Source organism: Shewanella sp. NKUCC01_JLK (assembly GCF_019345615.1).
Lineage (GTDB): Bacteria > Pseudomonadota > Gammaproteobacteria > Enterobacterales > Shewanellaceae > Shewanella > Shewanella oncorhynchi.
Window position 1 is genome coordinate 141,306 of the sequence record NZ_JAHKRD010000013.1, and the last position, 21,633, is coordinate 162,938.

The 21,633-nt window shown below is 46.4% G+C and carries 16 protein-coding genes; 9 read left to right on the top strand and 7 right to left on the bottom strand.

The features are described 5' to 3' along the window. Positions 1-100 precede the first annotated feature (100 nt). Complete coding sequence (locus KO537_RS15365; protein WP_011845636.1) at positions 101-436, bottom strand: FKBP-type peptidyl-prolyl cis-trans isomerase; 336 nt, start codon at positions 434-436, stop codon at positions 101-103. A 234-nt stretch (positions 437-670) separates the two neighbouring features. Between KO537_RS15365 and trxC the strand changes: the two genes are divergently transcribed. Further along, positions 671-1,093 carry a thioredoxin TrxC gene (gene trxC, locus KO537_RS15370; protein WP_173247825.1) on the top strand — a complete coding sequence of 141 codons (423 nt, stop codon included), beginning with the start codon at positions 671-673 and terminating at the stop codon, positions 1,091-1,093. A gap of 57 nt (positions 1,094-1,150) precedes the next feature. Then, complete coding sequence (locus tag KO537_RS15375; RefSeq protein WP_219234796.1) at positions 1,151-1,585, top strand: hypothetical protein; 435 nt, start codon at positions 1,151-1,153, stop codon at positions 1,583-1,585. Positions 1,586-1,761: 176 nt separating this feature from the next. Here the strand turns inward: KO537_RS15375 and KO537_RS15380 are convergent, their stop codons facing one another. Continuing rightward, a complete protein-coding gene (locus tag KO537_RS15380; RefSeq protein WP_105250382.1) occupies positions 1,762-3,162 on the bottom strand; it encodes a DASS family sodium-coupled anion symporter in 1,401 nt (466 codons plus the stop codon). A 609-nt stretch (positions 3,163-3,771) separates the two neighbouring features. Between KO537_RS15380 and KO537_RS15385 the strand changes: the two genes are divergently transcribed. Both KO537_RS15385 and KO537_RS15390 read left to right on the top strand, forming a co-directional pair. Then, a complete protein-coding gene (locus KO537_RS15385; protein WP_173496227.1) occupies positions 3,772-4,938 on the top strand; it encodes an MFS transporter in 1,167 nt (388 codons plus the stop codon). A 261-nt stretch (positions 4,939-5,199) separates the two neighbouring features. Next, positions 5,200-5,901: a pseudouridine synthase gene (locus KO537_RS15390; RefSeq protein ID WP_173247830.1), complete on the top strand. Its 702-nt coding sequence runs from the start codon at positions 5,200-5,202 to the stop codon at positions 5,899-5,901. Positions 5,902-6,064: 163 nt separating this feature from the next. Here the strand turns inward: KO537_RS15390 and KO537_RS15395 are convergent, their stop codons facing one another. Both KO537_RS15395 and zntR read right to left on the bottom strand, forming a co-directional pair. Continuing rightward, positions 6,065-7,561, bottom strand: a complete 1,497-nt coding sequence (locus tag KO537_RS15395; protein ID WP_173496226.1) for a permease — start codon at positions 7,559-7,561, stop codon at positions 6,065-6,067. 2 nt (positions 7,562-7,563) lie between these two features. Beyond that, entirely contained in the window at positions 7,564-8,064 is a 501-nt protein-coding gene (zntR, locus tag KO537_RS15400) for a Zn(2+)-responsive transcriptional regulator (protein ID WP_173496225.1), read from the bottom strand. Positions 8,065-8,416: 352 nt separating this feature from the next. On the opposite strand from zntR, the gene purH reads away from it, so the two are divergent. The 4 genes from purH to KO537_RS15420 all read left to right on the top strand — a co-directional run bounded on the left by purH (position 8,417) and on the right by KO537_RS15420 (position 15,190). Further along, positions 8,417-10,015 carry a bifunctional phosphoribosylaminoimidazolecarboxamide formyltransferase/IMP cyclohydrolase gene (purH, locus tag KO537_RS15405; protein WP_173496224.1) on the top strand — a complete coding sequence of 533 codons (1,599 nt, stop codon included), beginning with the start codon at positions 8,417-8,419 and terminating at the stop codon, positions 10,013-10,015. Positions 10,016-10,085: 70 nt separating this feature from the next. Continuing rightward, positions 10,086-11,384 (top strand): phosphoribosylamine--glycine ligase, encoded by a 1,299-nt coding sequence (gene purD, locus KO537_RS15410; protein ID WP_219234797.1) that lies wholly within the window; start codon positions 10,086-10,088, stop codon positions 11,382-11,384. Between the two features lie 177 nt (positions 11,385-11,561). Beyond that, positions 11,562-14,792: an ImpA family metalloprotease gene (locus KO537_RS15415; RefSeq protein WP_219234798.1), complete on the top strand. Its 3,231-nt coding sequence runs from the start codon at positions 11,562-11,564 to the stop codon at positions 14,790-14,792. Between the two features lie 170 nt (positions 14,793-14,962). Beyond that, the gene (locus tag KO537_RS15420; protein ID WP_105250390.1) at positions 14,963-15,190 is read left to right on the top strand and encodes a hypothetical protein; all 228 of its coding nucleotides are present in this window, start codon (positions 14,963-14,965) and stop codon (positions 15,188-15,190) included. 18 nt (positions 15,191-15,208) lie between these two features. Here the strand turns inward: KO537_RS15420 and KO537_RS15425 are convergent, their stop codons facing one another. The 3 genes from KO537_RS15425 to hemE all read right to left on the bottom strand — a co-directional run bounded on the left by KO537_RS15425 (position 15,209) and on the right by hemE (position 20,148). Further along, entirely contained in the window at positions 15,209-16,012 is an 804-nt protein-coding gene (locus KO537_RS15425) for an SDR family oxidoreductase (RefSeq protein WP_219234799.1), read from the bottom strand. Between the two features lie 75 nt (positions 16,013-16,087). Beyond that, the gene (locus KO537_RS15430) at positions 16,088-18,667 is read right to left on the bottom strand and encodes an EAL domain-containing protein (RefSeq protein WP_105250392.1); all 2,580 of its coding nucleotides are present in this window, start codon (positions 18,665-18,667) and stop codon (positions 16,088-16,090) included. Between the two features lie 416 nt (positions 18,668-19,083). Beyond that, positions 19,084-20,148 carry a uroporphyrinogen decarboxylase gene (gene hemE, locus KO537_RS15435; RefSeq protein WP_006079904.1) on the bottom strand — a complete coding sequence of 355 codons (1,065 nt, stop codon included), beginning with the start codon at positions 20,146-20,148 and terminating at the stop codon, positions 19,084-19,086. Positions 20,149-20,605: 457 nt separating this feature from the next. Between hemE and rsd the strand changes: the two genes are divergently transcribed. Beyond that, positions 20,606-21,085, top strand: coding sequence for a sigma D regulator (gene rsd, locus KO537_RS15440; RefSeq protein WP_105250394.1), 480 nt, complete (start codon positions 20,606-20,608; stop codon positions 21,083-21,085). Positions 21,086-21,633: the final 548 nt, after the last annotated feature.

Here is a 21,633-nt window from a genome sequence, read left to right on the forward strand (position 1 = left end):
AAATCACCCTATGCCGAAGCAACATAGCGAGGAGTGCAAGATGAGCCAGAATCATATTGGCTCAATCGAGCTTACACAGACTCTCGCAGTCCTGTCACGCTTAGTCGCGAGTCAGCACTTCGAGCAATTCGATCTCAAAGGTGAGATCAGAATTTGGTTTGATATGAGCACCCACTTGACGCTCGCCATAGGCTAAGTGAGCTGGGACTAACAACTTACGTTTGCCACCGACTTTCATCCCCATAATACCTTGATCCCAGCCTTTAATCACACGGCCAGTACCAATTACACATTGAAACGCCTGACCACGATCATAGGATGAATCGAATTGGGTACCATCCTGCAAAAATCCACGATATTGGGTAGTGATCAGTGCACCTTTTACCGCTTCTTTTCCTTCGCCCACTTGCAGATCGATTACTTCTAATTCAGTCATATCTTCATTCTCTTTTCTTGTTCGCACTTAGGGCGTGATATTCAACTTTGCGCAGGATTTTATCACCGACGAGCGGGCTTGTCGGCGCAATCTAAACATTTCTGCAGCTCGGTTCACTGCTTAATCCTTAATAATAAGGTCATCATGGGCGATAACATCATCACTCGCCCTTTAAATTACTGTCGGTTAGCCCAATATATAAGTCGTATAAACGTTTTATTTTGGAGCTTTGCCATGATTATTGCCTGCCCCCATTGCGATACGTTAAACCGCGTTCCCGATGAGCGTTTAAACCAACAACCCACTTGCGGTAAATGTAAGCTCAGTGTCTTTACGGCTGCGCCAATTGAACTCAATAGCACAAACTTTGCCAACCATGCCAATAAATCAGAGCTCCCCCTAGTCGTTGACTTTTGGGCCAGCTGGTGTGGGCCCTGTAAAAGTTTTGCGCCCATATTTTCTGCAGCAGCTAAGACATGGGAGCCTCAATTTCGCTTCGGTAAAATCAATACTGAAGAACAGCAAGCCCTCGCGGCTCAATTTAATATTCGATCTATTCCAACCTTAATGATTTTTAAACAAGGCCACATACTCGCCCAGCAAGCCGGAGCTTTACCCTCCTCAGCGTTTAACCAATGGTTAAATGCCTATAAATAAGAGGATTGAGCTAAGATACAACCGCTCAGCCGAGCTAATTTGTAAAGGTAACGAAAATTGAAAAAAGCAATGTTCTTACTGGGCGCAGTACTCTTGCTAGTGGTGACAGGATGGGGTTTACAACAACATCTCACAATTGATACTTGTCTCGACAAGGGAGGGACTTGGAACGATGACACTAAGCAATGCATTCGTCCATTCGAACAAGGGATAGCCTTTACTCGCAGTGATCATAATTCTGCCGAGCCTCAGACAGCTTATGTTTATCTTTCCGAGAATTTACAGCAAGCAGAAGTGTTTTTTGCCACAACAGATAAGCCTATTATTTTACAAGCCGTTACTGTCACTGAAGGCGATACCGCTCCCGTATTATATAAAAATGACATTGAACAGATTGATATCATCAACGTAAAAGAAATCTTTTATCTACGTTATCAACATCAAGCAATTTATAGCGCAAATACTTTTAGTCGCAACTTAACCTCAAATTAAGTGCAAAACATAAGCATAGAGTAAGCTTCGAAACACTAAGCCTGACACTAAGCCCAAAAACTCGGTACGACGACTCAGCTAAAAACAAAATCAGTATCCGCCCTATGCTCTTCATAAGGCGAATACTATTCTAGCGACAACGTTAAAACACAAAGTTGCCATGAACTATATCAGTGTTAAATATCCCAGAAGGTATGGGCGATAATACCCAAGACTATCATACTGATAAAGTTGATGATCATACCCACTCGCACCATTTCCGATTGCTTGATATGGCCAGAACCATAAACGATAGCATTGGGCGGTGTCGCCACCGGCAGCATAAAGGCGCAAGAAGCTGCAATACCAATCAGCACAGATAACATCACAGGCGATATGCCTAATGCCTCAGCAATCGCAGCAAATACAGGCACTAACAGTGCAGCGCTGGCGGTGTTACTGGCAAATTCAGTCAACATCACCACAAAAGCAATCACAGCAAAGACGAACAACGACATGTGAGTGCTACCGAAAATATCTGTCATCCAGTGAGCTAAAAATACGCTAGTGCCAGTCGTTTTTAGTACTGCGCTCAGTGTTAAACCACCACCAAACAATATGAGTACACCCCAATCTGTGGTCGATTCAATTTTCTTCCAGCCGACCAAACCTAAGCCCGAGAGTAAAACGACGGCCCCTAAGGCGACTATGGTATCAAACTGAGTGATGCCACCTAATGCCTTGGCTAACGGCACACTGAAAATCCAGCAACATACGGTAGTCAGGAAGATAAGCAGAGTAAATTTCCCCTGAAATGTCAGCTTCTGAGCTTCAACATCCACATCGAATTTGGCAGAAAGATCAGGCTTAAAATACCAATACAAGGCAATCAACATCATAGGTAGCATGAGGATAACGGTTGGAATACCAAACTTCAGCCAATCACTAAAACTTAAGCCCACTTGAGCCGCAGCAATCGCATTCGGTGGGCTACCCACTAAAGTACCAATACCGCCGATGTTGGCCGAATAGGCAATCCCGAGCAGTAGAAATACATAGGTGCTGTGGTATTTTTCGCGGTCGAGCTGCTGCAAAATCCCGAGAGCCAATGGCAACATCATCGCCGTGGTCGCGGTATTGCTGATCCACATCGATAGCAGCGCAGTTACTCCAAACAGCATCAAACAGGCGATACTGAGTTTGCCTTTAGAGGCTAGCAGCAGCTTTTGCGCTATGAGGGTATCAATCTTTTGATGGTGCAAGGCCGCAGCCAAGACGAAACCCCCAAAGAATAAGTAAATGATGGGATTGGCAAAGTTACTCATCGCCTCCTTGGTTTCAAACACCCCAAAGAATACGGCGAGTATAGGAACGAGAATCGCAGTGATACTGATATGAATCGCTTCGGTCAGCCAAAGAATCGCGGCGAAGAACAAAATGGCCAGCCCAGTATTCACCCCTTGTTCGAAAGGTAAACCGTAATAAAGTGCAAATAACAGCACAATATCAGCCACTAGGATCAGCATTTTTTTCTTATCGAGCCCCTCGCTGACGGGAGCTTGATTAGGTGGAGCAGTACTTGAATCTGTTAAAGACATGGTTACAACCTTAATACCATTTTATTTTGACGCAAATTTAGGGCATAGATCACACTTGGCAAAGCGGTTTATTTTGTAATTTTATCACTTGGCAACAACATTTATTGCTGAGCTAGCACGCACAAACGGCCGATTAGCGACAATAATCACCAAATTCTGATCGACACCTTTGTTTTAAAATTTCAAACGGACAAAGATCGAACAAAACCTTGCCCACGTTGTAATTTAATTAATGTTTAAAACTGAGATGTAGATCACGCCACACTTTTTACCAAGGTGATAATCAACTAATTAATCATACCTTCTGATCATTGGTAGGATTAGATATTATTCCCCCAATTTGGCACAAAATTGAATGTGTAGCGCTAAATCGAATCTAGATATCGTTGAATGTGCACTAAAACTGCGACGCAGTGAACAGCAAGCGACCAACACAAACGTATTGCAACAAGGCAACATAGAAAACCCAATATCTACATGAATCGTAAACACAAATATTATTCACCACCACAGTCAATCTAACTCACTTTACCCTGTCAGCGATCCAGCCTAAAGTCGCGACCGCAACCCCGCCCGCTGTATATTATTTGTCTGTTTTCGGAACCGCCCGTGGAAAAAATTGCCTTAACTCAGTCGGCTCAAAAGCCCAGCCTTTTCGTCCCAGTAGCAGGGTTAAGTTTGTTTGCTTTGGCATCAGGCTACTTGATGAGCTTAATCCCACTGTCGCTCACTTTTTTCGAACTCAGCACCTCACTTGCTCCATTACTGGCCAGTATTTTTTATTTAGGTTTATTACTGGGGGCGCCTTGTATTGCTCCTGTTGTTGCCCGTATCGGCCACAGTAAAGCCTTTATCCTTTTTTTGAATATCCTTCTTTGCAGCGTTGTCGCTATGATATTAATCCCCAAAAGTGGAGTCTGGTTAGCCTCTCGACTTATAGCGGGATTTGCGGTTGCAGGGATTTTTGTGGTTGTTGAATCATGGCTATTAATGGCCGATACCCAAAAGCAACGCGCTAAGCGGCTTGGACTTTATATGACAGCGCTTTATGGAGGCACTGCCTTAGGACAATTAGCCATTGATTATTTAGGTACAAAGGGCAATCTACCTTACCTAGTGATCATGGGATTATTAGCCGCGGCAAGTTTACCCGCGCTACTGGTAAAACGCGGTCAACCTCAGGTAAGCGAACAACAATCAATGTCATTGTCTGCGCTAAAAAACCTAAGTCAGCCTGCCATTATGGGATGTTTAGTCTCTGGATTATTGCTTGGCCCTATCTATGGTTTACTTCCCATCTATGTGGCACTGGATATGGGGCTTGATCAGCAAACAGGACAATTTATGGCCCTCATCATAGTGGGTGGCATGCTGGTACAACCTTTAGTCAGTTATTTATCTCCTCGAGTTAACAAAAGTGGCTTGATAGTAAGCTTTTGCCTACTGGGTGTCGCAGCATTATTACTGCTCACTCAGCATTCAAATATGACGCTGATTATTGGATTTCTCTTGCTTGGCGCCAGCGCTTTTGCCCTTTACCCGATTGCAATCAGCTTAGCTTGTGACGACTTGCCTGCTAGCCAAATTGTTTCAGCGACTCAAGTGATGCTACTGAGCTATTCGGTGGGGTCAGTAATAGGCCCATTAGTGGCCAGCAGTTTTGGCCAAACGGAGTTCGGCTTACTCATTTATTTAGGAATATGCTGTATTCTGAGCAGTATTTACATTTTTGCTCAATTACTTATTAATACTAAGCCAAGTTTTTCCTCGCCTTAACAAGTCCCATAAAATACATTGCACTGCGACTCAATAAGCAGCCACTTAATGAACGACATGCTCATCGAGTGGCTCAAATAGAAAACATCTGCGGTCAAATCAACACAAAACGAACAGCAAAATGCTCCACAAAGGTCATAACGTTAAAAATCAGTACGCTTAGTTTTAACATTCAGACAGGGCAGTTGCTTATCCTCCCTAAGTCGCGATAATGCAGCTTACTTAAACACCTGTGCTGATTGTTTTTCCTGAGATTTAACTATGCGCCTCGATAAATTCCTCTGTAAAAGCACAGATCTTGATCGCAAAGCCGCAAAAGTCACCATTCTTAGCGGCTCAATCACAGTCAATGGCGCTATCGCGACAAACTGTGCGATGCAAGTGCATGAAAATAATACTGTCAGCCTTAATGGAAAGCCGCTAGCGCCACGCCCATCTCGCTATATCATGTTGCACAAACCTGCTAATACCTTGTGCTCAAATGTGGATGGAGCCTACCCTTCGCTATTTCATCTGCTCAATATCGATCGCGCATTTGACCTGCACATCGTTGGCCGCCTAGATGCTGATACCACAGGCTTAGTGCTACTGACTGATGATGGCCGCTGGTCGTTTAATATTATCTCGCCTCAATATCAGTGCGAAAAAATCTATCGTGTTCAACTGCGAGATCCACTCGACAGCGAAGCGACTGCAGCCATAGCCGCAAAGTTTGCCGCTGGGCTAAATCTACAGGGCGAAACTGCCCTCACTCTGCCAGCAACACTGCAGCAAGTGGATGAAAAAACCGTGCTACTCACGCTCACCGAAGGCAAGTTTCATCAAGTCAAAAGGATGTTTGCCGCCGTGGGCAATAAAGTGGTTGCCCTACACAGGGCGCAAATTGGCGCAGTGGCCTTAGATATCGATGTAGGGAAATGGCGCAACTTAACCTTGGCGGAGATAAGCTCCTTCACATCCTAATTGATTAACAAGGCTGAAGCCGACAGGCCGCCTACGTTTATCGACGTTAAAAAAGCAAACAAATACTGATAGGTTTGCAAATCAATCCCATAAAAAATCCCAGTGTTAGCAACAACACTGGGATGTTTATTTGTTTGATACTGCTTAGCGGAATATGAATCGACTAAGAACAGCAATCGTTGCGGCGAACCCAGCTTCTTGGGATCTTCTCAAAAACCACTTTTGCCATGAGTAACGCCAACAATATGCCAGAGGTTGCCACTAACCATTGAGGTAACATTTGGTGCTCTTCACCAATTTGTGGCATCACCACAAAACCAAAGGTATTAACCAGATAATTGACCAACATACCGGCCACTAAAGCCACGCCAATCACACCGCCAAGGTAGCCCCACAGCGCACGTTTACCTAGCTCTTTAGCCACTATGCCTAAAGTCGCGATATTGGTTGCCGGACCTGCCATCATAAACACGAGTACAGCACCCGGTGACACACCCGCCAATAATAATCCAGCGGCAATCGGTGTCGATGCGGTCGCGCAAATATACATAGGCACAGAAACGAGCACCATCACTAGCATAGCCAGAATGCCATCGCCCCATTTAGCCAAAAAGTCAGCCGGCACATAGGTTTGTACCAGAGCTGCGAAAAATAAGCCCACCAGCAGCCACAGCGTAGTATCACGCACTAAATCCGTTGCCGCATATTTAAGGCCAATTCCGATACGACTGAGTACCGATTGCGACTTAAATTCAGTCGCCATATCTTGAGTAGAGGCACAGCAGCTATCGCCTGCAGTGTTAGTACTCACCTGCTCTGCATCCTTAGCACTGCCACCACAGCAAGCGCCTTTTTTCACCACCACTATTTTTTCAGGCTCTGTGGTTTGGCTGCCACAACATGACCCCACGCTTTCTGCTTTAGCAGCGTTAACCTTAACCACAGAACCCATAGTTTGAGCAGATCCCATGGTTTGACTGCCAACAGCCATAACACTTGAAGGACCTGCCATCAAGCTCTGCGCCGCCATAGGCGTCATTTTGATCTTCGGCTTTGGCTCGGCTGCAGGTGCATCAACATTGTCATTACCACAGCAGGAAGACTTTACGGGCGTTATCGTAGGCGTAGTCGATGAGCAGCAGCTTTTAACCGCTTCGGCTTTTACCATCTCTGGCTGAGCCACTGATTTTGAAGCGCAGCAAGACGCCTCACCCTCTAATGGCTTATCTGATTGAGTATCTACCTTAACCACTGACTTGCCATCGTCATCATCGCGACCAACGAGTAAGCCCGCCACTATCGCACTGGTAATCGCTGCAATCGGTCTAATGATTGCCATAAAGGGACCAAGTAACACATAAGAAACCGCGATGGAATCGACGCCCGTTTCAGGGGTTGAGACTAAAAAGGAGGTGGTGGCCGCTTTAGATGCACCAGAACGGCGCAGCCCAACTGCTGCGGGAATAACGCCACAAGAACACAAAGGTAAAGGTGCGCCAAGCAGCGCCGCTTTCACTACGGTTTTAAAACCGTGACCACCGAGCTGCTTTTGCATCCACGCCATTGGCACGAATACTTTTAATAGCCCAGCTAAAATCAGGCCCAGTAACAACCAAGGCGCCGAGTCTAAAAACAGATCAATAAAATTCTTCAGTAACATAATTAATTCCCTGACTCTTCATAAATGGCTTTGCCGTGATGATTCTGGTGCGCTTGGTGCTGATTTACATTATGAGAGTGATGCTCAACGCGTACCCGCTCAGTGCTGGACTCCAACGCCTCTAAAATAGAACAATGTTCGGCGCTACGTGGCCCACCACAGCAAGCATCAGACAAGCTTTGTAAACTCGCTTGAAAATGATTCAGCTCAGCAATTTTGGCCTGTACTTGAGACAATTTACAATCAACCATGCCTTTTACATCGGCACAGACTCGGTTAGATTTATCGAGTTCAATTGACAGCAATTCACTGATTTCATTGAGGGTAAAACCCACAGCTTTCGCCCGTAAAATAAAGCGTAATCGCGCAGCATCGGCCTCGGTATATACTCGATAGCCAGACTCAGTACGGCTCGACGGCGCGAGTAGGCCGTGCTTCTCGTAGAATCTTAACGTGTCGGCTTTCACCTCACATAAATCCGCCAATTCACCAATACGATACATGTCTTCATCCTTTGCGAAATAGCCTACAACTCAGGGATCATTTCCAGCATACAACTCAATAGTGCAAGTATAAACCTTGGAGCCTACTCCAAGGTCAAGAGGTAATTTTAACTTTACTGAAAGCCAACACGGCAATGCCGCTTTGTTCTGATATGAATATTGTGAAATCACGCAGAAAAAACACCCGTAAATCGAGTTTTACGCTAGAATACGCGCGCTGTGACGAAGGGATAAAAAGTTAGCTAATAAAGTAAAAATAGGACCAAGGGACTTTTGGAAAGCAGTACAACGTTAAGGCTGTTCTGTTTTCCGAAAGATCCTTGAAACTAAAATAACTGGACCCTGTACCCAAATGACTGCTGCAAATAATGCCAGACCCATTCGTCGCGCGCTGTTAAGCGTTTCAGATAAAACCGGAATTCTCGAGTTCGCCAAAGCACTTCACGCCCAAGGTGTGGAACTGTTATCAACTGGCGGCACCGCTCGCCTGTTAGCGGATAACGGCGTGCCTGTTATCGAAGTATCTGATTACACAGGACACCCTGAGATCATGGACGGTCGCGTTAAGACGCTGCACCCTAAAGTGCACGGCGGCATTTTGGCGCGCCGCGGTCTTGATGAAAGCGTGATGGCCGACAACAATATCAATGCCATCGATCTGGTTGCGGTTAACCTTTATCCCTTCGCTGAAACTGTGGCTAAAGCTGGTTGTACCTTAGAAGACGCTATCGAAAATATCGATATTGGCGGTCCAACTATGGTGCGCGCTGCGGCGAAAAACCATAAAGATGTGACTATCGTGGTGAATGCGGCCGATTACTCACGCGTACTTGCAGAAATGACGGCTAACAATGGCTGCACGACCCATGCGACGCGTTTCGATTTAGCGATTGCGGCCTTTGAGCACACTGCGGGTTACGATGGCATGATCGCCAACTACTTCGGTACTATGGTTCCTGCACACAGCACGGACGAATGCTTTGCTGATTCTAAGTTCCCACGCACGTTCAACACCCAATTAGTGAAGAAACAAGACTTACGCTATGGCGAAAACAGCCATCAAGCCGCGGCTTTCTATGTTGACACTAAAATTGATGAAGCTTCTGTGGCTACCGCGATTCAGTTGCAAGGCAAAGCCTTGTCTTACAACAACATTGCCGATACCGACGCCGCCCTTGAGTGCGTAAAAGAATTCTTGGAACCCGCCTGCGTTATCGTTAAACACGCTAACCCCTGTGGTGTGGCCTTAGGTAAAGACTTACTCGATGCCTATAACCGCGCTTATCAAACTGACCCAACCTCAGCCTTCGGTGGCATTATCGCCTTCAACGGCGAATTAGATGCTGCGACGGCGAGTGCGATCGTTGAGCGTCAATTCGTTGAAGTGATTATCGCCCCAAGTGTCAGCCAAGCGGCGCGCGATGTGGTTGCGAAAAAGACCAACGTGCGTTTATTAGAATGTGGTCAGTGGAATACTAAGACCCAAACCTTAGACTACAAACGTGTTAACGGCGGCTTACTGGTGCAAGATCGCGATCAAGGTATGGTCGGTTTAGAAGACATCAAAGTGGTTTCTAAACGTCAACCTACGGCAAGCGAACTGAAAGACTTAATGTTCTGCTGGAAAGTGGCGAAATTCGTTAAATCTAACGCCATCGTTTATGCCAAAGACGGCATGACTATCGGTGTCGGCGCAGGCCAAATGAGCCGCGTCTACAGCGCTAAAATCGCTGGCATCAAGGCCGCCGATGAAGGTTTAGAAGTGGTGAACTCTGTGATGGCATCCGATGCTTTCTTCCCCTTCCGTGACGGTATTGATGCCGCAGCGGCTGCGGGCATTAGCTGCATCATCCAACCGGGCGGCTCAATGCGCGATGCTGAAATCATCGCAGCAGCAGACGAGCACGGCATGGCCATGGTGATGACAGGCATGCGCCACTTCCGTCATTGATAACAACTTAAATCAAACTTGGCCCTAGCGATTAGGGCCTTTTCCTTTGCGATGTGTGGGAGTTTTAACCATGAAAGTGTTAATCATTGGTGGCGGCGGCCGCGAACATGCCCTAGCTTGGAAAGCCGCTCAATCGGCTCAAGTTGATACCGTTTATGTAGCACCCGGCAATGCGGGCACAGCCCTAGAACCTAATGTTGAAAATCTGGCGATCAGCGCCACCGACATCCCTGCTCTGCTCGATTTTGCGAAAACCAATAAGATTGAACTGACCATAGTCGGCCCAGAAGCACCACTCGTTATCGGTGTCGTCGATGCCTTCAACGCCGCAGGTTTAGCGATTTTTGGCCCTACTAAAGCCGCAGCCCAACTCGAAGGTTCAAAAGCCTTCACTAAAGACTTTTTAGCCCGCCACAATATTCCAACTGCGGGTTACAAAAACTGCACTGAAATCAGCGACGCTAAAGCCTTCGTGCGTGAATTAACGGCCACAACGGGTTATCCAGTGGTCATCAAAGCTGACGGTTTAGCCGCAGGTAAAGGCGTGATTATCGCGCAAGACCAAGCTGAAGCCGATGCCGCAATTGATGACATGCTCGCCGGTAACAAGTTTGGCGAAGCGGGTTCGCGCGTAGTGATTGAAGAGTTTCTCAAGGGCGAAGAAGCCAGCTTTATCGTGATGGTAGATGGTAAAAACATTCTGCCAATGGCAACCAGCCAAGATCATAAAGCCCGCGATAACGGCGACTATGGTCCAAACACGGGTGGTATGGGCGCTTACTCGCCAGCACCTGTGGTGACTCAAGCGGTACACGATTGGACTGTGGCAAACGTGATTCGCCCAACGGTTGATGGCATGGCGGCAGAAGGCAATATCTACACAGGCTTTTTGTATGCTGGCTTGATGATATCACCCGATGGCAGTGCCAAAGTGCTCGAGTACAACTGTCGCTTCGGCGATCCAGAAACTCAGCCAATCATGATGCGGTTAAAGTCTGACTTAGTGGAACTGTGTTTAGCGGCCACCCGTGGCGAGTTAGATAAAGTGACCGCTGAATACGACGAGCGCGCAGCCGTGGGTGTGGTATTGGCTGCTGGCGGTTACCCAGATGAGTATCGCAAATTTGATGTCATCGACGGTCTCAGCCTTGGCGATAACGACGGCAAAGTTTTCCATGCGGGCACTGAGATGAAAAACGGCCACGTCGTTACCAACGGCGGTCGCGTATTGTGTGCGACGGCATTGGGTAACACAGTCACCGAAGCACAAAAAGCCGCCTATAAATTGGTTGATGAAATCCACTGGGATGATGTGTATTTCCGCACCGATATTGGTTATCGCGCAATCGCACGTGAACAACAAGATTAATTAATATCTCTATTAAAAAACCGGCAAGAAGCCGGTTTTTTTGTGCCTGTTTCTTGACAAGCGTCAAATATAACATCATGATTTTCAATAAAATTATGTAATTAACCCTATTGAAAACAGGAGCAACAAGATACAATGTCAACCAAATGTTAAATACACAAAGATCAAGGACTCCCCATGAGGATTAGACTACTTTATGCCTACATTGCCATACTGCTTAGCGGATGCGGTGGCGGCTCAGAAGATGCTGGCCCGACAACACCACCCACTCAGCCGCCAGTCCAACCTCCCGCGCTGGTACAATACACCGCCAGCAGCCTATCGGTAATAGGTGGCGCACTGAGTCCAAGCAGCCAAAAAGTGGAGTCTGGCAAAAGCGCTATTTTTAGCATTACTGCCGATACCAGCTTTACGCTTGAGGGCATTACTGGCTGTGGTGGCACGCTCAATGTGCTGACTTACACCACCGCGGCCATGACGGCCGATTGCTCTATCACGCCGACATTTATCAGTAATGCCGAAAATGCCATTAAGCACCAAGACCACAGGCTTGCCAGTGCGAGTGAGTTAATTGATTTCAGCATCGCCGAACTCGCTAATATCGACATCAAACGTAAAGCCCAGATAAATCAGCTATATCAAGGTGTCGGTAGCAGCATCTCTTGGCATCCAACCCATGACTCAATTACCTTTTCGAGCTTTATGCCGGAGAACACTTTTACTATCTTGCCATCAAATGTCGATGGCAGTGGGGCAAGCGCCGTTCGTGGGTTAGTGATGGCGGGCGAGCAACAGGGGCAAAGATATGCGGCCATGGCGGGGAATCTGTTTTCCGTCAACACTTCGGCGCAAACAGATACTTTATTGAAAAACCTTTTAGGCTGGCTGACCAAAGGTGCCGATAAAACCGACGGCCTCAGCATAGTGACCGCCCAAATGCCGAGCAAGGCTGACAGTTGGTACTTTCCCCATAATGAAGGGATCCGCACTTGGCTCACAAACAACTACCCCGCAGCCCATAGCATTAATACAGCAAATACCTGTGACTACAGCGAGTTAAGCAACTGTATCAACACACTGAAACCGGATCTGATTATCATTAGTGACATAGACCGTCAGTCACTCGGTTTTGCAGGCATAAAAGCCGCGATCGCTAAGGCCAAAGCGGCAGGAATTCCCTTGTTGCTCTCTAACTACTGGCGTAATGAAAGCCCAATACTGTCGCCACTTTACCTTGAGATGGGGCTTTCTACCTCTGGCAATTACTGGTCAAAACTCAATACCAATAACCTCAGTGTGACCGACATTTTGGTCGAAGACACCGCCCTGACCAAAGTGAATAATTTGCTCGGTAAGCTTAACGAAGGCCGCTTCGACACCTCAGTACTCAACGACTGCGGTGGCAATTACTTGAGCTGTAATACTGCCGCCTTTGTTGACTCATTCAAGGCGGGTGCCGATTGGTATCGAGCCAATGCTGAAACCTTAGATAACCATGCTATCGATGTGTTTACCAAAGCAGACTTCCCCTTGATGAAGGCCGGACTGCTGCTCGCCGATAAGTATCGCAGCGAGATTGACTACCCCATAGCCTACAGCGAATACGCCCAGTGGCAGCAGGCCCTGTTTGCCGATTGGACTGTCAGCTATGCCCGCGTCCATAACTTAGCCCAGCCAGATTTAGGTGAATATGTTACCGACAGAGCTAACCTCAGCAAGGGCAGCAATGCGCACTACACTTATCCTGCGACTGTCACAGAACATAAAACCATTAGCGTACCCTATGCAGGCCAATGGACGACCACAGGCTGGTATGCGCTGCCAGGACAAACCATTAAACTGACTCGTCTCGATAGCAGCGCTGCAAATGTGGAGATCAAACTCAACTACCACAGACGCAATACCAACCGTGCCTATGAGCAGAAAATCTACCGCGGTCCATTGGAGTTGGCGCAGCAACGCCTGCGCTTAGCTCAAGGACAAAGTCTTGAATTTTCTTCCCCCTACGGCGGGCCGATTTATCTGTATATCGATACTTCGAGTGCTGATGGCGGCGCGTTAAGTGTCGAAGTCAGCGCTGAGCATGTGGCTAAACATCCGACCATTATGGATTTTTCAAACCCTGCAGAAATAGCAGCCTTTAACGATCGCATCCAAAATACCGAATTACCCCATGTAGACTTGCGTACCGATGGTGCCGAGCAGCATCTGCGTCGCGACCGCTTTTTAAACGCCATCGGCGGGGATGTACCCGATGTAAACGCGCTACTCAAAAGTATTGTCGATGACCATATCAACAGCGTTTACACCCTTGCGGGACTTAAGATCCAAGGCAAGAGCTTAAGTGAATCCTTACCTGCCGATGTACTAGCGGCCTGCAAAGGACTGTTTGGCGACGACTGTATCGATAATAGTCTGCATACCCGCACTATCATTCAACACGCGAATTATGACCAAAATGCCCAGTGCGGTGGAGGTTGTAGCGGTAATCCTTGGGACGCAGCATGGAATATCGACCCAACGGGTTGGGGTGATAACCATGAGTTAGGCCACAATCTGCAAACTAACCGTCTCAATGTGCAATATGCTGCGGCAAGTGATAATGAAAACTGGGCAGGTTATGGCAGCCGCGCAGGGGAAAACTCCAACAATATCTTCCCCTATGTGGTGAAGTGGAAAACCCATTATCTGCGCGACGGCAATACAGGCACAGTGACCGATGGTCACATGAACCACAAGGATCTCTTTTATGTGTTTATGTCCGATGCCGCAGGTACAACAGACACCCGTGGTAAACGCGTAGTGTTTGGCGCCAATTGTAAGGTGCTCGATGCTGGTGAAGACAGATACACTGCGCCTTGGGCCAGCAATGCTTATGCAGTGCATAACGGTTATCGCATGGCGTTTTACATCCAAATGGCGCATAAGGCTCACGGCATGACTCTCAGTGACGGCACCACTCTGAACAATGGCTTTAATCTCTTTACCTTGCTGTATCAACACAGTCGTATTTTCGGTAAATATGCGAATAACGCCAGTGATTGGGAAGCGAATCGTAGCAAACTGGGGTTTAGCCAATTTTCGTTTGAAGGCAATAGTGTCTACGGTGGCAAAACGGTGAAAGATATTCCGGGCAACGACTTTATGCTAGTGTCTTTGAGTAAACTCACAGGCAAAGATTGGCGCAGCCATTTCGATATGTTAGGCCTGCACTACTCAAGCCTTGCGGCCGCACAAACAGCCGCCAATGCCACATCAGGGGCTATCCCCATGGGCATGTATGAGTTAGAAACCGACTTGCCACCCGCCAATATGAGCCAAGGTTTAACCTTTGTGCCCCTGTCACTCACTGATGGCACTACACAGTGGAAAGGCGTGGGTTCGCCAACCCAGTGCACCAAACCATAAGTGTGCTAAACCTTAATCTCGCTAAGATACTAACGCTATTCATAAACCTCGCTCTGGCGGGGTTTATGTTTACCTGAAAATGTGATGTAAAGCACACACCTAGGTTAAGATGACGTGCACCATTTAGCTTCTTATATTTTTAACAATCATGAAATTAATGGGGTAAATATATGGGTTATTCGATAAAAGATCTTATTTATCAAGGTGAAAAATCAGGCGTACATAACTGGCAAACCCTAGAAGGAGCCAGCTTTTACTGGCATCCAGATTGGTTTCATATTGCAGAGGATATGACGGGCCATAACGCGACTGTGACTATCGATATCGATGGGGACAAAGCGACCCAAAGTGAGGCAGAACAATCCATCATTAAGCACCTCAATAAGAGTGGCAAATAGCTTGTAGTGGCAAAGACTTTAGTGCCCGGAGGCGATCGCCCTGCGGGCAATTTTGTCGATTAAGCCTGGTGCGATCAGCTTAAGCCAACGCCCCAAACGACCGCGAAGTGAAGTAATCAGTTGACGGCCTCGAGTTGCAATCACTGGCAACATCATATTAGCGCATTGCTCAGCCGTCAGTATCTTAGCTTCCTGCATCGGAGATTTGCCTAAAGGATTACCAGCACCATCGAGGGCACGTTTGTGAATTTGTGACACCACAAAATCGGGGCAAATAACAGTTACGGCCACATTATCATCCACTAATTCAATCCGCAAAGAATCGAAAAAACCAATCACAGCATGTTTAGAAGCGGCATAACCGCTGCGAGTAGGAACGCCCGTTAATCCAGCGACTGACGCCACAACCACCACTTGGCCTTTACTGGCTTTCAAGTGCGGTAACGCGGTATGGGTTAAATACGCAGGACCAAGATAATTCACCCGCATAATGTCTTCAAGCACCGAGAGCTGAGTCAGTTCATCAAAACGTGACCACATAGTCATGCCAGCATTGTTAATCAAAATATCGAGATGGCCATAATGCGCAACTGCAGCTTCAACTAAGGCTTCACACTGTTCTGGGCTGGAGACATCGGCGGCAAACACAAAAGGAGGCGGACCATAATTAGCGATTTCTAAAGCGAGTGAGGCGAGACGTGTTTCATTACGCGCACTGAGCACCAGTTGGCAGCCCATTCGCGCCATTGCCACGGCGAGCGCCCGACCAATACCTTCTGAGGCACCCGTGATGATCACGACCTTGCCAGTGAGTCCATCCATAGTCATTCCTTTGTTATCGCTATGTTAATTACGCCTTTTGCTAAATTGGCATAATCACGCTAAAAGCGCAATCCTTCACGCGCGTTGTGCAAGCCTCATCTCATATTGCTCACGATAATTAGCTAAGGGTTGCGGGCGCCCTATCGCATAACCTTGCGCATAATTAATGCCTATGCTCAACAACCTGTCAATAATATCCTGATTCTCAACAAATTCAGCAACAGTCTCGATTCCCATAACCCGACAAACATCCTGAATCGATTTAACGATGGCGTAGTCTTTAGCATTCACGGCGAGATTCTTAATAAAACAGCCGTCGATTTTGACATAATCCACGGGCAGCTCACGCAGATAGCCATAAGAGGCAAAACCACTGCCAAAATCATCCAGTGCAAATGAGAAACCGAGTTTACGTAACTGCTTCAACATTTCCATACCACGATTGCGATTTTGGATCGCGGTGGTTTCAGTAATTTCAAAACAAATACATTGGCTTGGAATATCAAAAATGTGTTGCTGCTGGGCGATATATTCCACCATACCTTCGGCACCTAAACTATTGCCCGAAAGGTTGATCGAAATACAATGATCAGGCCAAAGCACGGGGTTCAAAGACAACCATAAAAAAGCTTTGCGGATGACTTCTTTATCGATATCTGGCATCAACTTAAAACGTTCAGCGGCGGCTATAAACTGCGCTGGCGCCAAAATGCGGCCACAGGGCTCTTGAATTCGTAACAGAATTTCCATTCGTTGTCGCTGCGGACCACTGCCTAGTCCGCGGATCGGTTGGTAATACAGGATCAACTCGTTTTCTTCAATCGCTTGCGCAATACGTACCGCCCATTTAGGCGCATTTCTTTGGTAGGTGAGCTCTTTATCTTTATCATCGTAAAAATGAATTTGATTAGCCCCCTTAGCTTTAGCGGCAATGCAGGCGATATCAGCGTCTTTTAATAACTCTTGTGCATCAATATAGGGGGCTCGGCCAAAGGCAACACCTATGCTGAGGCCAACTTTATAATTACAGTTTTTATCGTTCAACACTTGCATGGAGACTTGCGCGATCATTTGCTTCAGTAATTGCGCCACAGATAAGGCACTACGATTACAAATCACTAAACCAAACTCATCGCCACCAAGGCGCGCCAATAGCTCCTGTGGCCCAAGACAAGCCTGCATTGCCTTAGCCACCATAGCAAGCATACGATCTCCTGCAGTATGGCCACAGCTGTCGTTAATCAACTTGAATTGCTCCAAATCGAGGTAACAAACGGCGATAGTTTTGGCTGAAGCGGCAAATTGGGGTAACTGCTCATCAAATGCCTGACGGTTTAGCAGCCCTGTAATGCTATCGAAATTTGCCCTTTTTTGTAGCTGGTGTTTAAGCAACTCTTCTTGAGTGATATCCCGCAATACCACGACAGTTCCAACAATTTCTTTATCGTGATTGCGCAGATTGCTGATACTGCGCTCCATAATCCGAGGCGAAGCAGTTAATAGCTTGATTTTCTCGACCTGCGGCGCTGATTCTTCGAGACGAATGCAGGTAAAAACCGCCTGATTCAACTGCTCCCCAGCCTTTAACAGACTCGCAAGGCTCTGACCTATGGCATAGCAACTAGCAACATCGAGAAGCAACTCGGCCCGCGGATTCATATAAATCACGTTGGCATCGACATCGGTCAAAATCACCGCTTCAGCAATGGATTCTAAGGTGATTTTCGCGCGTTCTTTTTGCTGATAAATTCTTGCCAGCAAGCTATTAACACGGCTGGCGAGCACTTCTAATTCTTCATTACCCTCGCTTGTAACGGGTTGATAGACACTGGACATAGGATCGACCAGCGCCAATTGATGCATCAGATTTTTAAAGGGTTTGAGTAAGCCCGAACGCAGCCAAATATAACCAAGACCAACAATAAACACACCAAAGAGAATAAATCCGAGCGATACCCAATCAAGTTGAAATTTAACCTCTCTAAAGGGACCATCGGAAAACAGTACTTGCAGGTAGACAGGCTTATCTTTTAACAGACTTGGAATGTTAATCGCGTCACTGTGCACACCATCAACTGTTGGCGTAACTTCGCGAGAATGGCTCATGCTCACCTTAGTCACCAATAAGGCCTGAGCATATTCCAGTAAGTCTTTATCAGTCAGTTGGCGTACCAGCAGCACAGATTCATTGGGCGCAGAAGCCACGGAAGTAACGACATAAGCATACTTGCCCATCAAATAAGCGCCAGCAACACTGGGCTTATCGGCACTGACAATAGCATTGGCGATTTCTCGTAACTTATCATTCTCAAAGGGACGTTCATTGGGAAAAAAAGGGTGCAATTCACCCTGCCGTAGAATATACCAACTCAGATTGGCTGACATTGAGCTATCGCGCCACGAGGATTCAAGCTTTTTAAGTTGGTCTTCATCTAATTGAGACAAAGGTAAGGCATAGATATTAGTGAGAAAGGTTAAGCGATCTACATCAATTTGAAACTGCTGCTGGATATTGGCAAGCTCACGGTTAGCACTATCTTGACGTAATAGCTCGACGCGATGGTCGTACCAATAACCAAGACAATAGGAGACAATTACCACCGCAGGGAGACAAAAGCCCGCAATAAATACCATTATTTTCTTGCCAATGTGCATCTCTTACCACGGCTTGTTATGACTAAATTGATTGACGGCCTTGCATAATCCTTCACTGCGCCATGCAACATATCTTATTTGCGAATAGTATTAAACATCACTTCGCTTTAGTCGTTGCTAAAGTAGACATTTTCATGCAATTAAATCAATTTTATACCTTTGATTTAAATTAAAATTTATAAATTAAACGATTATAAGTTTTACTTTTTTATCAAGATAATTCACACATAATCAGTATGTGAATATAGGGAATTCAAGTCGTTGTTTAAAAGTAAGACTCATTAAGCTCGCAGACGATAGAAACCACCGCATACGCTAATCCATAAAGATACCTTCGCCAGAAGCTCCAACGCTATCAAATTCAAATGTCGGATATAAAACAGGCCCGCAAGCGGGCCTGTTTCGCAAACCAAAAATTATTTATGGTATTGCTTTGATTGCGCATGAACCGCCTTGATAAAGGCGCCAGCATGTTCTGGATCGACATGCTGATGAATACCATGGCCTAGGTTAAATACATGGCCAGTACCTTCACCATAACCCGCTAAAATATGACCAACTTCCTCTTCGATACGTGGAATTGGCGCATACAACATAGATGGGTCCATGTTGCCTTGCAATGCCACTTTATGGCCTACACGACGACGGGCATCGGCAATGTCTACCGTCCAATCCAAACCTAGTGCATCACAGCCAGTTTCTGCCATCGCTTCTAGCCACAAACCACCGCCTTTAGTAAACAGCGTCACTGGCACTTTACGGCCATCGGCAAAGCGTGTCAGACCATCAATAATCTTCTGCATATAACGCAAAGAGAACTCACGGTAAGCAGAGTGCGATAACGCGCCGCCCCATGAGTCAAATATCATCAAAGATTGCGCACCGTTAGCAACTTGAGCATTCAGGTATAAGATCACTGAATCGGCTAATTTATCTAACAGCATGTGTAATGCCATTGGCTCAGCGTAAGCCATCTTCTTAATTTTTTCGAAGGTTTTGCTCGAACCACCTTCAACCATGTAAGTCGCTAAGGTCCAAGGTGAACCAGAAAAGCCAATTAACGGCACTGCACCATTCAGTTCACGGCGAATAGTGCTAACGGCTTTCATCACATAACCCAGCTCATCTTCTGGATCTGGAATTGAGAGCTTTTTGATCGCATCGATAGTGTCTGTTGGGCGTTCGAAACGTGGGCCTTCACCCGCCTCAAAATACAAACCTAAACCCATAGCATCGGGCACTGTTAGAATATCGGAAAACAAAATCGCCGCATCAAGATCATAACGACGTAAAGGTTGCAGCGTGACTTCACAGGCAAGCTCATGATTTTTACACAAAGACATGAAGTCACCCGCTTGAGCGCGAGTGGCTTTATATTCAGGAAGATAACGGCCAGCTTGACGCATCATCCACACAGGGGTCACATCGACAGGCTCTTTTAGTAGGGCGCGTAAATAACGATCATTCTTTAATTCTGCCATTGGGCTTGGTTCCTAGTCTTATTGAGATCCGCTGGGTCGGTAGTTTAGCATTTACGCGAATAATGTAACCTTTATGTGCAAATTTATGTGAGCTATTCCCCATCATTGGCGTCGATTTGACCGCATAAACCGGAAAATGTTAGCCAGCTAACATACTGCTCATTTATTCGTAACGAAGTCACACTCAGACAGAAAAAAGTTGCGCCGGTTCCCCGCCTTTGGTATAAAAAGTCTGCGCTAGCAAGAACAATCAAGAAGCTCGTCGCATCGAGCCTGCTATAAACTTTACTCGCCCAACGATAGGTTTCTATCGTTGGGCTTTTTATTTGCATTTTTCGATACGAAACAGCTGGTTTGTCCATTTCGTCATTCTCGCAAATTCGCATGAAAAGAGTTGATCGATTAGCAACTTGTCCCTACATTAGAGTTATGTGCTGGCACTTAAATGGAATGCATCATGCTGAGAGAACTCGAAAAAGCAGAACAGAAGTGGGGCGGTTCAAATAAGCTTATTGATCAATGGCTAAAAAACCGTCGAAAACTGTTAGTGCATTACTGCCAAATTGCTGGGCTTCCTCCTTACGGTAAATCAGAAAAATCGCTTCCCTCGTTCGAACATGTTAAATCTTTCTGTGACTTATTAGTTGACTATGTGTCCGAAGGACATTTCGAGGTCTATGATAAAGTCGTTAATGCCTGCAGTGAATATGGCGAATCAAGCAAAACGCTCGCGCAACAAGTATTGCCCAAGATAACGCCAACCACGAATGCAGCATTAGATTTCAACGATAAATATGCGGAAACACAAGACGATTTCGTATTATATCAACTCGATAAAGACCTATCTGAGCTCGCCCATAACATGGAAACACGCTTCGAACTCGAAGATGAACTACTTGAAGTTCTCCATCGCAAACATTCTGAGCACAACCAGTAGCCCCCTTCCTAAGCGCACCTTGCTGCATCTGTGCGCTTATCTATCCTTCCCTCAATCGTTTTGAAAATGAAGTAGCATGGCTTTGGGCGACTACAGGAACACGTCCTAGTGCCATCAGACAGCAACCGTTTGAATCAAATTGAATCCGATAGAGCAGATGTAGTCATGGCCGAGGCAGCACACATTGGCAAATCGTTGTTTCAATAGGTATGGCGATATTGTTATGTAATGCTCGATAGCATTAATGTCTTGAGGAGCCACAGAAGATGACTCAGTTGTGCTTTCGGGAATGGATAAACTTTGCTAATTAATAGAATAGGTTTAGCTTTAAAACAAAAAATTCATATTCTGGTAAGGATGTCATCTACATGATAGCCGAGTATGAGGATAACCATGTGCTTCGAGCCCGAAGCATTAGCGTCACTGACACGAATTATCCGCGACGCCATAACGAAAAAAGCCTCATCTTTCGATGAGGCTTATCTCTTAATGTTGGCGGAGCGGACGGGACTCGAACCCGCGACCCCCGGCGTGACAGGCCGGTATTC

Excerpts from the sequence above, each read along its gene's own strand:
- KO537_RS15365 (WP_011845636.1), bottom strand. The coding sequence starts at position 436 with ATGACTGAATTAGAAGTAATCGATCTGCAAGTGGGCGAAGGAAAAGAA.
- trxC (WP_173247825.1), top strand. The coding sequence starts at position 671 with ATGATTATTGCCTGCCCCCATTGCGATACGTTAAACCGCGTTCCCGAT.
- KO537_RS15380 (WP_105250382.1), bottom strand. The coding sequence starts at position 3,162 with ATGTCTTTAACAGATTCAAGTACTGCTCCACCTAATCAAGCTCCCGTC.
- KO537_RS15390 (WP_173247830.1), top strand. The coding sequence starts at position 5,200 with ATGCGCCTCGATAAATTCCTCTGTAAAAGCACAGATCTTGATCGCAAA.
- KO537_RS15395 (WP_173496226.1), bottom strand. The coding sequence starts at position 7,561 with ATGTTACTGAAGAATTTTATTGATCTGTTTTTAGACTCGGCGCCTTGG.
- zntR (WP_173496225.1), bottom strand. The coding sequence starts at position 8,064 with ATGTATCGTATTGGTGAATTGGCGGATTTATGTGAGGTGAAAGCCGAC.
- purH (WP_173496224.1), top strand. The coding sequence starts at position 8,417 with ATGACTGCTGCAAATAATGCCAGACCCATTCGTCGCGCGCTGTTAAGC.
- purD (WP_219234797.1), top strand. The coding sequence starts at position 10,086 with ATGAAAGTGTTAATCATTGGTGGCGGCGGCCGCGAACATGCCCTAGCT.
- KO537_RS15415 (WP_219234798.1), top strand. The coding sequence starts at position 11,562 with ATGAGGATTAGACTACTTTATGCCTACATTGCCATACTGCTTAGCGGA.
- KO537_RS15420 (WP_105250390.1), top strand. The coding sequence starts at position 14,963 with ATGGGTTATTCGATAAAAGATCTTATTTATCAAGGTGAAAAATCAGGC.
- KO537_RS15425 (WP_219234799.1), bottom strand. The coding sequence starts at position 16,012 with ATGGATGGACTCACTGGCAAGGTCGTGATCATCACGGGTGCCTCAGAA.
- KO537_RS15430 (WP_105250392.1), bottom strand. The coding sequence starts at position 18,667 with ATGCACATTGGCAAGAAAATAATGGTATTTATTGCGGGCTTTTGTCTC.
- hemE (WP_006079904.1), bottom strand. The coding sequence starts at position 20,148 with ATGGCAGAATTAAAGAATGATCGTTATTTACGCGCCCTACTAAAAGAG.
- rsd (WP_105250394.1), top strand. The coding sequence starts at position 20,606 with ATGCTGAGAGAACTCGAAAAAGCAGAACAGAAGTGGGGCGGTTCAAAT.